This window comes from Streptomyces scopuliridis (assembly GCF_042790125.1).
GTDB lineage: Bacteria > Actinomycetota > Actinomycetes > Streptomycetales > Streptomycetaceae > Streptomyces > Streptomyces scopuliridis_A.
On record NZ_JBHTZS010000004.1, the window covers coordinates 55373 to 68054 of the forward strand.

At 73.2% G+C, this 12682-nt stretch carries 10 protein-coding genes, 1 pseudogene and 1 riboswitch; of the genes and pseudogenes, 4 read left to right on the forward strand and 7 right to left on the reverse strand.

The features are described 5' to 3' along the window. Positions 1 to 20: 20 nt before the first annotated feature. The 4 genes from ACFRKB_RS07005 to ACFRKB_RS07020 all read right to left on the reverse strand — a co-directional run bounded on the left by ACFRKB_RS07005 (position 21) and on the right by ACFRKB_RS07020 (position 3149). Complete coding sequence (locus ACFRKB_RS07005; protein WP_383103988.1) at positions 21 to 608, reverse strand: S26 family signal peptidase; 588 nt, start codon at positions 606 to 608, stop codon at positions 21 to 23. Then, entirely contained in the window at positions 592 to 1191 is a 600-nt protein-coding gene (locus tag ACFRKB_RS07010; protein WP_383103990.1) for a hypothetical protein, read from the reverse strand. Before ACFRKB_RS07010 ends, ACFRKB_RS07005 begins: the two co-directional genes overlap by 17 nt. 246 nt (positions 1192 to 1437) lie before the next feature. Continuing rightward, a complete protein-coding gene (locus ACFRKB_RS07015) occupies positions 1438 to 1953 on the reverse strand; it encodes a hypothetical protein (RefSeq protein WP_383103992.1) in 516 nt (171 codons plus the stop codon). Between the two features lie 56 nt (positions 1954 to 2009). Further along, a complete protein-coding gene (locus ACFRKB_RS07020) occupies positions 2010 to 3149 on the reverse strand; it encodes a cobalt-precorrin-5B (C(1))-methyltransferase (RefSeq protein ID WP_383103994.1) in 1140 nt (379 codons plus the stop codon). Between the two features lie 17 nt (positions 3150 to 3166). Between ACFRKB_RS07020 and ACFRKB_RS07025 the strand changes: the two genes are divergently transcribed. Then, the gene (locus tag ACFRKB_RS07025) at positions 3167 to 4009 is read left to right on the forward strand and encodes a cobalt-precorrin-6A reductase (protein WP_383103995.1); all 843 of its coding nucleotides are present in this window, start codon (positions 3167 to 3169) and stop codon (positions 4007 to 4009) included. Here ACFRKB_RS07025 and ACFRKB_RS07030 read toward each other — a convergent pair. The 3 genes and pseudogenes from ACFRKB_RS07030 to cobG form a co-directional block, all read right to left on the reverse strand. Then, positions 3997 to 5661 (reverse strand): annotated as a pseudogene (locus ACFRKB_RS07030) (precorrin-2 C(20)-methyltransferase); the annotation flags it as partial. The gene ACFRKB_RS07025 and the pseudogene ACFRKB_RS07030 sit on opposite strands and share 13 nt — an antisense overlap. Continuing rightward, complete coding sequence (locus ACFRKB_RS07035) at positions 5658 to 6329, reverse strand: precorrin-8X methylmutase (RefSeq protein ID WP_383103996.1); 672 nt, start codon at positions 6327 to 6329, stop codon at positions 5658 to 5660. The gene ACFRKB_RS07035 and the pseudogene ACFRKB_RS07030, both read right to left, overlap by 4 nt. After that, positions 6326 to 7726 carry a precorrin-3B synthase gene (cobG, locus tag ACFRKB_RS07040; RefSeq protein ID WP_383103998.1) on the reverse strand — a complete coding sequence of 467 codons (1401 nt, stop codon included), beginning with the start codon at positions 7724 to 7726 and terminating at the stop codon, positions 6326 to 6328. The genes ACFRKB_RS07035 and cobG overlap by 4 nt, the downstream gene beginning before the upstream one ends. Before the next feature lie 260 nt (positions 7727 to 7986). After that, positions 7987 to 8059: riboswitch (cobalamin riboswitch) on the forward strand. Between the two features lie 56 nt (positions 8060 to 8115). Here cobG and cobN point away from each other — a divergent pair. The 3 genes from cobN to ACFRKB_RS07055 are packed head-to-tail and all read left to right on the forward strand — an operon-like array spanning position 8116 to position 12620. After that, positions 8116 to 11748 carry a cobaltochelatase subunit CobN gene (gene cobN / locus ACFRKB_RS07045; RefSeq protein WP_383104000.1) on the forward strand — a complete coding sequence of 1211 codons (3633 nt, stop codon included), beginning with the start codon at positions 8116 to 8118 and terminating at the stop codon, positions 11746 to 11748. A gap of 54 nt (positions 11749 to 11802) precedes the next feature. Next, positions 11803 to 12138 carry a hypothetical protein gene (locus tag ACFRKB_RS07050; RefSeq protein ID WP_383104001.1) on the forward strand — a complete coding sequence of 112 codons (336 nt, stop codon included), beginning with the start codon at positions 11803 to 11805 and terminating at the stop codon, positions 12136 to 12138. Further along, a complete protein-coding gene (locus ACFRKB_RS07055; RefSeq protein WP_383104003.1) occupies positions 12135 to 12620 on the forward strand; it encodes a hypothetical protein in 486 nt (161 codons plus the stop codon). The genes ACFRKB_RS07050 and ACFRKB_RS07055 overlap by 4 nt, the downstream gene beginning before the upstream one ends. The last annotated feature ends 62 nt before the right edge of the window (positions 12621 to 12682 follow it).

Consider the following 12682-nt stretch of genomic DNA (forward strand, 5'->3'; position numbering starts at 1 on the left):
TGCTCAGGAAGCCACCGGGGCTACATGTGTCGGCGGCTGCGGCTGCGGCTGCGGCTACCGCTGTGCAGTGGCAGAGCGGCAAGCGTGAGCACAAGGGCGAGTCCGAGCAGCATGGTCGCCGCGGGCACGTGTTGCCCGGCGCGCCAGAGCCGGACCGGCAGCCCGACCCAGGGCACGCGCAATCGTGCTACACCCTGGAGTGCCGCGGGCCGTGCCGGCGTGGAGTCCGGTGCGGAGTTCGCGTCACCTTTGGTGATCAGGTCGTTGTTGGGAAGTACCCGGTGGACCCGGTGGGTGAGCAGACGGCTGGGTCGGGTGGGGTCCTGGACCAGCACGATCTGGCCCACCGCCGGGGTGCGGTCGCGCGGTAGCGGCTGGTAGAGAACGACGTCGCCCGGCACGAGGGCGGGACGCATGGAGCCGGACTGCACCACGCCCGCTGTCCAGCCCAGCGCCAGCACGGGCAGATGCGCCCACACCATCAGCCCGACCATCGAGCCGAGCACGGTACGTGAGATGACCGCGGTGACGAGGCGGATCGGGTGCGGCCCGTCCTCGGCCGTGGGCGGGCCGAGCGCGCCGACGGCCAGGTCACTTCGGAGAGTCACTGCGCTCCCGGGCTTCCCAGGTGAAGGACGCCTCGTTGGTGGCCTCGCCCTGCGAGCCGTCGGGCGCGCTCGGGCTGAACTTCCACGCGAACCGGAAGCTCAGCGAGTTGGGTGGCCTGCCGGGCAGGGTCCAGGGACCCACGCCGGTGCGGAAGTCGGTGTGCAGGGCGATGAACTCGTCCAGGGTGCTGTCGAAGGCGGTCCTGTGCGGAGTGAAGCCGTGGCAGTTTCCGGCGTCACCACCACTGCCCACCTCGATTTTGAGGTCGATGAAGGACTGGAAGTTGCTGGGCCAGTTCGGTGAGTCGCTGTACAGCTTGAGCGCGGTGGGGAAGTCGGCGTTCGACTTGATCTTGATGCAGTTGGAGCCCGTGTCGCCCGGTCGCATGTCCTTGACGCGGAACATGGGCACCTTGCTGTCGTTGGCCACCCCCAACGAGCCGGCGGTCCACGTGTTGCCGCTGTTGCTGCTGGTCCCGCTCCAGTCGGCGTTGGTGGCACCCCAGACCAGAGCGCCGCTGAGCAGCAACCCGAGCGGAACGGGCACGACCTTTGCCAGCACGTTCAGCCAGGGACGCGGCATCGCCCACTCCGTTCAATTCCGACTTTTCCGCAGCATATTGTTTCCCCCTCTCTCACCTGCGGCGGTGACGCTCCGTGTCGCGATCCGGGTCCGATGGAGGTCGCACTGTCATGACATCGCGCCTGATGGCCACCAGCGACCGCTGTCGACCGAACGAGGTAGCGGCTTCACGCTGAGGACATGGCGGCCCACGGCCGCGCGGCCTGGGCGCCGTGGCCGTCCCCGGTCAGGGCGAACGGGTCGCGGTCAGTCGACCCCTCTGAGATAGACGCGGCTGACCCGGTCGTCGAGTGGATGCACCGCGATCTGAAGGAAGTTCAGCTGCCCCTCGCACGGTCCGCAGATCTGCCCCTCCCGGACGTCGGGAAGCGTCTCGGGCTCCGCGAGGCCGAGGTGAGAGAAGGGCGTGGTGGATTTGACGGACTTCTGGAGAGGTTTGTCCCGCAGCGTGAGTTCCCTCTCCGGCGCCAGTCCGGTGACGAACGCGTCGACCTCCGCGGTGGACAGGGAGAAGGCGAGCAGCAGCCCGTCGTCCTGAAAGCCGTTCTGGTACGCGGCCCGGCGATCGGTGGCCGTCGCGGGGATCTCGACGCCGAGTTGTTCACTGACGCTCGCCGGTGTCGCGTCCTCGGCCCAGTTGGGCACCTGGCCGCGCGCGCCGGCGGCGTCGCCGGTCGTGGCGCTCGAGCAGGAGGCCAGGGCCGGACCGAGTACGACGGCCCACCCGAGGGCGAGGGCGACGCGGGCCCTACGGTTCTTCACCGGACTCCTTCGCGACCCGGGTCCGTACGCTCGCCAACGTACAACCGCTCCCGCGGTCATGCGGGATCGCTGCGGCCCACTACCGTGCCCGCCCTGTCGACGCAGATCACGTCCACCTCCACCGGCGCTCCGCGCAGCACCGACAGTGCCTCGTCACGTGCGCGCCGGGCGACCTCGTTGCCCAGGGGGACGCCGCGGGACTGGCACAGGCGGAGCGCCTCCAGGCCCGTGTTGGCCGTGGCCACCCGCTCGGCCAGTGGTGCGTCCGCGCCCGCTGTCAGGGCCAGTTGGGCGAGGAAGGTCTTGTCCACCTGGGAGCGGGCCGAGTGGAGGTCCAGGTGGCCCGCCGCCAGTTTGGAGAGTTTGGCGAAGCCGCCGCAGAGGGTGAGGCGGTCGACGGGGTGGCGGCGGATGTATTTGAGTACCGCGCCCGCGAAGTCGCCCATGTCCAGGAGGGCGTCCTCAGGGAGGTCGTAGGCCGCGAGGACCGTCCGCTCGGACGTCGATCCCGTACAGCCCGCCACATGTGTACGGCCCGCCGCGCGGGCCACGTCGACGCCGCGGCGGATCGAGTCGATCCAGGCGGAGCAGGAGTACGGGACGACGACGCCCGTCGTGCCGAGTATGGAGAGGCCGCCCAGGATGCCCAGGCGCGGGTTCCAGGTGTGGCGGGCGATCTCCGCGCCGTTGTCCACGGAGACGGTGATCTCCACGTCGCCCGTGCCGCCGTGGCGGGCCGCCACCTCCGCCACGTGGGAGCGCATCAGCTGACGCGGGACCGGGTTGATCGCCGGTTCGCCGACGTCCAGGGGGAGGCCGGGGCGGGTGACCGTGCCCACGCCCGGACCCGCGCGGAAGACGACCCCCGCGCCGGGGGGCAGCAGCCGTACGGTGGCGCGGATCAGGGCGGCGTGGGTGACGTCGGGGTCGTCGCCCGCGTCCTTGACGACGCCCGCCATGGCCCGGTCCCCGGTGGTCAGGTCCTCCGTGGCCAGGGCGAAGGACGGGGTCTGGCCCTTGGGCAGCGTGATCGTCACCGGGTCGGGGAACTCGCCGGTCAGCAGCGCCGTGTACGCGGCCGTCGTCGCCGCCGTCGCGCACGCGCCGGTCGTCCAGCCCGGCCGGAGGCCGGTGTGCTTGAGTTGGGCGGCGCGCCCGCCCGTCGCGCCGTCGGTACCCGTAACGCCGTCAGTCATGGAAGGAACCGCCCACGATGAGTGAACCGGCCCCGGCCCATGTGCTGATCCTCGGCGGTACGACCGAGTCCCGCCGGCTCGCCGAGCGGCTGCACGGCCAGGGCCGCCTCCGTGTCACCAGCTCCCTCGCCGGCCGCGTCGCCCGGCCCGTGCCGCCGCCCGGGGACGTACGGATCGGCGGGTTCGGGGGAGTGGACGGGCTGGCGCGCTGGCTGCGCGAGCATCGCGTGGACGCGCTCATCGACGCCACCCATCCCTTCGCCGGCACCATCAGCCGCAACGCGGCACACGCCGCCGCGCTCACCCATGTTCCCCTCCTCTCCCTGCGCCGCCCCTCCTGGGTGCCGGTCGCCGGTGACGACTGGCACGCGGTCGGCTCGCTGGCGCAGGCCGCCGAGAAGCTGACCGCGCTGCGGTGCGCGCGCGTCTTCCTCACCACCGGGCGGATGGGGCTCGCCGCCTTCGCGCGTCTCGACGCGGTGTGGTTCCTCGTGCGGTCCGTGGACGCCCCGGAACCTCCCCGCCCGGCCCGTACGGAAGTGCTGCTGGACCGGGGGCCGTTCACCCTCGACGGCGAGCGGGAGATCCTGCGCCGCCATCGCGTCGACGTCGTGGTGACGAAGGACAGCGGCGGCGCCGCCACCGCGCCCAAGCTCACGGCCGCCCGCGAGGCGGGGATTCCGGTCGTGGTCGTGCGCCGGCCGGCCGTTCCGGAGGGGGTGTTCTCGGTGGCCACGGTCGAGGACGCGGTGGAGTGGCTGGCTCAGCTTCCCGGGCTTCCTGAGTTCCCGGGGCTCCGGGGCTCTTCAGGGTTCTCGGAGTTCCCAGGGCTCGCGGAGCCTCCCCGGCTCTCCGGGTAGCGGCGCGGCGTCCAGACCACCGTCTCGCCCTGGCCCTCACCCTCCCCGTCGCCCCGCCGCGCGGTCACCGTCCGCGAGGAGCCGACCAGCAGGATCGTCCGCATGTCGACCTGCGCCGGATCGAGATCCGCCAGCCGTACGATCCGTACGCGCTCCTCCGGACCGCCCACATCGCGGCCGAGGACCACGGGGGTGTCCGGAGCGCGGTGTTCCAGGAGGAGTTCACGGGCCTTGCCGACCTGCCAGGTCCGGCTGGCGGAACCGGGGTTGTAGAGCGCGAGCACCAGGTCCGCCCGCGCCGCCGCGTGCAGGCGCTCGGCGATGACCTCCCACGGCTTGAGCCGGTCGGAGAGCGAGAGCACGGCGTAGTCGTGGCCGAGCGGGGCGCCGACGCGGGCCGCCGCGGCGTTGGCGGCGGTCACGCCCGGGAGTACGCGTACGGGCACATCCCGGTACGGGTCGGCCGACGCGGCCTCCAGGACGGCCGTGGCCATCGCGAAGACCCCCGGATCGCCGCCCGAGACCACGGCCACGCGACGGCCACGTCGCGCCAGGTCGAGGGCGAACTCCGCGCGCTCCGACTCCACCTTGTTGTCGGAGCCGTGGCGCCGCTGGCCGGGGCGGACCGGAACACGGTCCAGATAGGTGGTGTAGCCGACGAGATCCTGGGCAGCGGCGAGCGCGCCACGCGTCTCGGGCGTGAGCCACAAGGGCCCCGCCGGTCCCGTCCCGACGACCACCACCTCGCCGGCCGTCCCGTCGCCCCGTTCATCGGCGTCGTACCCGGGTACGGAACGCGCGGCCACGCGGCTCGGCAGCACCGCCACCGAGAAGTACGGCACCGACTCCGGGTCCGTACCGGCCAGCGCTCCCGTGCGTTCGCCGCTCATCGTGGCGCGCTCGACATACCGCGCGTCGGCCAGCCGGCCCGCCCGTTCGACCGCCCGCCGTACGGCCGGGAACGTACGGCCGAGCTTCATCACCACCGCCGAGTCCGCCGAGGCCAGCCGGGCCGTCAGCTCCTCCTCGGGCAGCGTGCCCGGCAGGATCGTCAGCACCTCCTCGCCCTCGACGAGGGGGGTGCCGAGCCGCGCCGCCGCCGCGCTCACGGACGTCACACCGGGGATGACCTCGGTCGGATAGCGGTCGGCCAGCCGCTTGTGCATATGCATGTACGAGCCGTAGAAGAGCGGATCGCCCTCGGCGAGCACCGCGACCGTCCGCCCGGCGTCCAGATGGGCGGCGAGCCGCGCGGCCGACTCGGCGTAGAACTCGTCCATCGCGCCCTGATAGCCGCCGGGGTGGTCGGTGGTCCCGGTGGTGACCGGGTAGACCAGCGGCTCCTCGATGTGATCGGGACGCAGATGACCGGCGGCTATGGACCGGGCTATGGACCGGCCGTGGCGGGCGCTGTGATACGCGATCACATCGGCCTCGGCGATGACCTGCACGGCCCGGACCGTCATCAGGGACGGGTCTCCCGGGCCCAGACCGACTCCGTACAGCCGGCCGACGCCCGAGTCCGAGCCCACGCCCGAATCCGAGTCCGAGCCCACGCCCGAGCCGACGCCCGACTCCGAGCCCACGCCGCGTTCACCGGCCGGGGAGTGCCCGCCCGCCGCCTGCTCACCGGTGGTGCTCCGGGCGCTCATTCTTCCTCGCTCGCGATCGCGTTGACGGCCGCGGCGGCGAGGGCGCTGCCGCCCCGCCGTCCCCGTACGACCAGGTGTTCCAGGCCGGAGCGGTGTCCGGCGAGCGCGTCCTTGGACTCGGCCGCGCCGATGAATCCGACCGGTACCCCGATGACCGCAGCCGGGCGCGGGGCGCCGTCCTCGATCATCTCCAGCAGCCGGAAGAGGGCGGTCGGCGCGTTGCCGACGGCCACCACCGCGCCCTCCATCCGGTCCCGCCACAGCTCCAGCGCCGCCGCGCTGCGGGTCGTCCCCAACTCGGCGGCCAGGGCGGGCACCGACGGATCGGAGAGGGTGCAGACGACCTCGTTGTCCGCGGGCAGCCGCTTGCGGGTGACCCCGCTGGCGACCATCGCCACATCGCACAGCACGGGCGCGCCCGCGCGCAGCGCCTCGCGGGCGCGGATCACCACATCGGGGCTGAAGGCGAGATCGCGCACCAGGTCGACCATGCCGCAGGCGTGGATCATCCGGACCGCGACCTGGGAGACCTCGGCCGGCAGTCCGGTGAGGTCCGCCTCGGCGCGGATCGTGGCGAAGGACTGGCGGTAGATCGCCGCGCCGTCCTTCTCGTACTCGAACCCTGTGAACCCTGTGGTCACTCTGGACACCGTGGTCTTCTCGCTCATCTCGTCAAGGGGGTCGTGCGTGCCGCCGCAACCGCGTCGGCGAGTTTCGTTCCTGTGGTGGTGACCGGACGGGCATCTGCCTGTACGGAGATGTCGTAGCGGCCTTCGCCCGTCGCGACCACATCCACCCACCGGCCCTGCGGATGGCCGCAGCGGCGCGCGCATCCCGACCAGTAGACGGGCAGTCCGCCCGAGCCGTGGCGGGACACGGCCGCCGCCGCGTCGGACCGTACGTCCGCCAGCGCCTTCGCGCAGCCGGGCCGCCCGGTGCAGGCGCCGACGCCGTGCCAGGGGGAGCGCGGGTCGGTGATCAGGCCGGCCGTACGGAGCCGGTCCAGGACGCCGTCGGCCGCGGCCGGGGCCACGCCCGGCACGATCACTCCGCGCCAGGGGGTCACGCGCAGCGGTCCGTTCGCCGCCGTGGCGAGCAGCCGCCACTGGGCCACGCTCAGCCGGCCGAGGCGGGCGTGGACGGAGAGTGCCACGGTCCCGTCGGGCGACATGACGGGACCTGGAAGGGGAGGCTCTCCTTCCGAGCCCGGACCCGCGCCCGCGCTCGCGCTCGGGGCCAGGCTCCGGTTCGGATCGGGGTCCGGGTCCGGACCCGTCGCGTCCGCCACGGACTCCGTCCCGATCCCGGCGTCCGCCAGCCGCGCGCGTACCGCCGCCTCCAGCTCCCGGCCGTCCTCGGCGGGCAGCTCCCGTACCCGCCAGGCGCCCGAGCCACTCGCGCCACTCGCCTCCGCGAACGTGAGGAACGTCTCCGCCGCCAACAGGGCGGCGCGCGGGGCGTCCTCGGGGGCCACGCGCGCGCCGGACCGGTTTGCCCCGGTACGTACGACCGCCGACCCGTCCCGCCGTGCGAGCAACGTCACATCGGCGCCGAGTGCCGCCACATCGCCGCGTCCGTCGTCCAGCGCGAAGAGGAACCGCCCGGAGAGAGCCGCCGCCCGCGCGCTCGCGCAGAGCAGTCCGTCCAGCTCGCGCGCCCACAACTGGACGTCGGCGGAGGGCAGTTCGTCGAGTCCGGCCAACGGCGACGCGACGATGTTCCGTACCCGCTCGTGCGTCTCCGAGGGCAGCAGTCCGGCGTCGCGCAGCAGCTCGGCCAGTTCCGCGCCGCAGCTCCCGCCCAGGCCGCGCAGTTGCACATTGCCCCGGGAGGTGAGGTCCAGATGTCCGTCGCCCAGCCGCTCCGCCGCGCCCGCCAGTGCCTCGGCCTGACGAGGTGTCAGCAGCCCTGCGGGCAGCCGCAGTCGGGCCAGCCGGCCGTCGTCGGCGGCATGCAGCCGCAGCGCGCCGGGGCAGGCGTCGCCCCGCTCCCGCGGAGGAGCCTCTACGGCGGCCCGCGGGGGAGCTTCGTCCCGGTTCACGGGTGTTGGCGAGGTGGGCGGCATGGCGGCGAGCATACCCACGTACCCACACCCGCTCCCGTCCCGCCGCCCGGCCACCTCCGGGCCACCTCCAGGGCACCGCCAAGCCGCTCCGGCTCCGTACCGACCCCCGGTACGAGCCCTGTGCCGCCCCCCGGTACGAGCCTCGTACCGGCCCCGTACCGGCCCGTGTTCCAGGCGCCCTCCCCTGCCCGTGACCTCAGCACTTACTATGCAGACGACGGGCCCGCCCGGCCCGTCAACGCCAGCGACGGCGTCATGGGGAGGAAGCCCGGTGCGAACCCGGCGCGGTCCCGCCACTGTGAGTCCGGCAGCAGCCGGGCGAGCCAGGAACTCCCGCCGTCCTCCACACCTCGCCCGGGGCGCGGACCCCGAGGAAGGCCAGACGCCGCATGCTTCTGCTCCTGTCGACGTCCGACACCGATCTGCTCAGCGCCCGCGCGGCGAACGCGGCGGGCGGGCCCGTCCCGTACCGCTTCGCCAACCCCGCCCGGCTCGCGCTCGATGAACTGCCCGCGCTGCTCGACGGCGCCGACCTCGTGGTCGTACGGCTCCTCGGCGGGCTGCGCGCCTGGCAGGACGGGATCGATCTGCTGCTCGCGGGTGACCGTCCGGTCGTGGTCCTCACCGGTGAACAGGCCCCCGACGCCCAGCTGATGGAGGCGTCGACCGTCCCCATCGGTATCGCCGCCGAGGCGCACGCCTATCTCGCGCACGGCGGCCCCGCCAACCTGGACCAGCTCGCGCGCTTCCTCTCCGACACGGTCCTGCTGACCGGCCACGGCTTCGAGCCGCCCGCCGCCGCGCCCACCTGGGGCCGGGTGCCCCGCCCGGTACGGGCCACCGCGCCGGGCGCGGACCGGCCGACGGTCGCGGTGCTCTACTACCGCGCGCACCAGCTGAGCGGGAACACCGCCTTCGTGGACACGCTGTGCGAGGCCATCGAGGCGGCCGACGCCCGCGCCCTGCCGCTCTATGTCTCCTCCCTGCGCGCCCCCGAGCCCGAGCTGCTGGTGGCCCTGCGCGAGGCCGACGCCATCGTCACGACCGTGCTCGCGGCGGGTGGCACCAAGCCGGCCGAGGCGTCGGCGGGCGGGGACGACGAGGCCTGGGACGCGGGGGCGCTCGCCGCGCTCGACGTACCGATCCTCCAGGCCCTCTGCCTCACCGGCAGCCGCGCCGCCTGGGCCGGGAGCGACGAGGGGCTGTCCCCGCTCGACGCCGCCTCGCAGGTCGCGGTGCCGGAGTTCGACGGCCGCCTGATCACCGTCCCGTTCTCCTTCAAGGAGCTGGACCCGGACGGCCTGCCGGTCTACGTCGCCGACCCCGAACGGGCCGCGCGGGTGGCCGGGATCGCCGTGCGCCACGCCAGGCTGCGGTACGTCACGAACGCCGACAAGCGCGTCGCGCTGGTGCTCTCCGCGTACCCCACCAAGCACTCCCGCATCGGCAACGCGGTCGGTCTCGACACCCCCGCCAGCGCGGTCTCCCTGCTGCGCCGGCTGGGCCAGGAGGGCTACGACTTCGGTTCCGAGCCCGTCCCCGGTCTGGCCTCGGGCGACGGCGACGAGCTGATCCACGCCCTCATCGAGGCCGGCGGCCATGACCAGGAGTGGCTGACCGAGGAGCAGCTCGCCCGTAACCCGGTCCGTATCCCGGCCGCCGACTACCGGCGGTGGTACGGCCAACTCCCCGCCGAGCTGCGCGAGTCGGTGGAGCGGCACTGGGGGCCGCCGCCCGGTGAGATGTTCCTGGACCGCAGCCGGGCCGCCTCCGGCGGGGACCCGGACGGCGACATCGTGCTCGCCGCCCTGCGGCGCGGCAATCTGCTGATCCTCATCCAGCCGCCGCGCGGCTTCGGCGAGAACCCCATCGCGATCTACCACGACCCCGATCTGCCGCCCTCGCACCACTACTTGGCGGCCTACCGCTGGATCCAGGCCGCCCGCGAGGACGGCGGCTTCGGCGCCGACGCGATGATCCATCTCGGCAAGCACGGCAATCTGGAGTGGCTGCCCGGCAAGAACGCGGGCATGTCCGCGGCCTGCGCCCCCGACGCCGCGCTCGGCGATCTGCCGCTGATCTATCCGTTCCTGGTCAACGACCCGGGCGAGGGCACGCAGGCCAAGCGGCGCGTCCACGCCACGCTGGTGGACCATCTCGTCCCGCCGATGGCCCGCGCCGAGTCGTACGGCGACATCGCGCGCCTTGAGCAGCTGCTCGACGAGTACGCGGCGATCTCGTCCATGGACCCGGCCAAGCTGCCCGCGATCCGCGCCCAGATCTGGACGCTGATCCAGGCGGCGAAGCTCGACCACGACCTGGGGCTCGAAGACCGGCCGGACGACGACGGGTTCGACGACTTCCTGCTCCATGTCGACGGCTGGCTCTGCGAGGTCAAGGACGCGCAGATCCGCGACGGTCTGCATGTGCTCGGCGGCGCCCCGGCCGGCGAGGCGCGCGTCAATCTGGTCCTGGCGATCCTGCGCGCCCGGCAGATCTGGGGCGGTACGGCCTCCCTGCCCGGTCTGCGCGAGGCCCTGGGGCTCGACGAGTCGGCGGCGACCCGCACCGACGCCGACGAGACGGAGGAGCGGGCCCGCGCGCTCGTCCAGGCGATGGAGGACGCGGGCTGGGACCCGGCGGCGGTGCCGGACGTGGCCGCCGGCCTGCCGGACGGGGTCGCGGCGGTCCTCGGCTTCGCGGCGCGCGAGGTCGTACCGCGTCTCGCGGGCACGGTCGACGAGATCGAGCATGTGGTGCACGCGCTGAGCGGCGGGTTCGTACCGGCGGGCCCGTCCGGGTCCCCGCTGCGCGGCCTGGTCAACGTCCTGCCGACCGGCCGCAACTTCTACTCCGTCGACCCCAAGGCCGTACCGAGCAGGCTCGCCTGGGAGACCGGCCAGGCCCTCGCGGACTCCCTCCTCACCCGCTACCGCACCGACAACGGCGACTGGCCGACCTCGGTCGGACTGTCCCTCTGGGGTACGAGCGCGATGCGCACCTCGGGCGACGACATCGCGGAGGCGCTGGCGCTGCTGGGCGTCCGCCCGGTGTGGGACGACGCGTCGCGCCGGGTGACGGGCCTGGAGGCGATCCCTCTCGCCGAACTCGGCCGCCCGCGTGTCGATGTCACCCTGCGCATCAGCGGCTTCTTCCGTGACGCGTTCCCGCACGCGATCGGGCTGCTGGACGACGCGGTACGGCTCGCGGCCTCGCTGGACGAGCCCGCCGACGCCAACTTCATCCGCGCCCACGCCCAGGCGGACCTGGCCGAGCACGGCGACGAACGCCGCGCCACGACCCGTATCTTCGGCTCCCGCCCCGGTACGTACGGCGCGGGCATCCTCCAGCTCATCGACAGCCGCGACTGGCGCACGGACGCGGATCTCGCCGAGGTCTACACGGTGTGGGGCGGCTACGCGTACGGCCGCGAACTCGACGGCCGCCCGGCGCGCGACGAGATGGAGACCGCGTACCGGCGCATCGCGGTGGCCGCCAAGAACACCGACACCCGCGAGCACGACATCGCGGACTCGGACGACTACTTCCAGTACCACGGCGGCATGGTCGCCACGGTCCGCGCGCTCAAGGGCACGGCCCCGGAGGCGTACATCGGCGACTCGACCCGCCCCGAGACCGTCCGCACGCGCACCCTGGTCGAGGAGACCTCCCGGGTCTTCCGCGCCCGCGTGGTCAACCCCCGCTGGATCGAGGCGATGCGCCGCCACGGCTACAAGGGCGCCTTCGAGCTGGCCGCGACGGTCGACTACCTCTTCGGGTACGACGCGACGACGGGCGTGGTCGCGGACTGGATGTACGACAAGCTCACGGAGACCTACGTCCTGGACCCCGAGAACCGCGAATTCCTCCAGGAGGCCAACCCCTGGGCCCTGCACGGCATCGCGGAACGCCTGCTGGAGGCGGAGTCCCGCGGCATGTGGGCCAAGCCGGACCCGGCGGTGCTGGACGCGCTGCGGGCGGTGTTCCTGGAGACCGAGGGGGAGCTGGAGGGGGAGGACTGAGGGGGGCGGAGGAGCGCGCTTGGCGAATCGTAATACGCGTCTTACACTCCTGGTATGTCCAAGACGAGGATCAGTATCAGCCTGGAGAGCGAGCACGCTGAGCGCATCCGTGCTCACGCGGAACGCGCGGGCATGGACGTCTCCGCCTATCTCGTCAACGCCGCGACCCGGCAGATGGCTGAGGTGGAGGTCGCCGAAGCCCAGTTCGCCGGGCTCGACGCCCTGATCGCGGCGGCCGAGGAGGAGGCGCTGGCGCTGCCGCCGCTGCCGGAGACCGCGGAGGGCGACCTGACCGAGGAGGAGCGGCGCGAGGTGCGCGCGGCCATGGACCTCGTCTACGGCGTCGAAGGCGTGACCGGCCCGTCCGTCCGCCCGGGCGACGCCGCGTGACGATCCGTGTTCCGGTGTACGACACCGGCATGCTCATCGCGCTCGCGGACCGCAAGGCGAAGGCGGTGGCCCTGCACGCGGGTGTCAAGAACACGCCGCACCGTGCGGTGGTGCTCGGTCCGGTGCTCGCCCAGGTCTGGCGCCCCACTCCGGCCACGGTGCATGCCCTCGCCGGTGTGCTGAAGGAGTGCACCGTGCCGCAGGCGCGCAGCGCGTCGCCGGCCATGCGCCCCACCAGTGCCGGTCAGACAATGTGCATAGTGTGTGCGACGGGCCCTGACCTCATCGAGTGGCAGCGTGTCGGCAGCGCTCTCGGTACGGCGGACCTCCCCCCGAAGGAGCGTCCGGACGCGGTGGACGCCCTCGTGGCGCTGACAGCGGCGCGGCACGGTAGCGCCGTGGTCTTCACCAGCGATCCGGCCGACCTCGACGCCTACCTGAGGGCGCTGAACGCCCAGGACGTACACGTGGTGCAGGTCTGAGGGACGGAGCGGCGCGGTCCGTACGCCCGGCGCTGTATGACGGCACCGGCGTCGGCCCGATC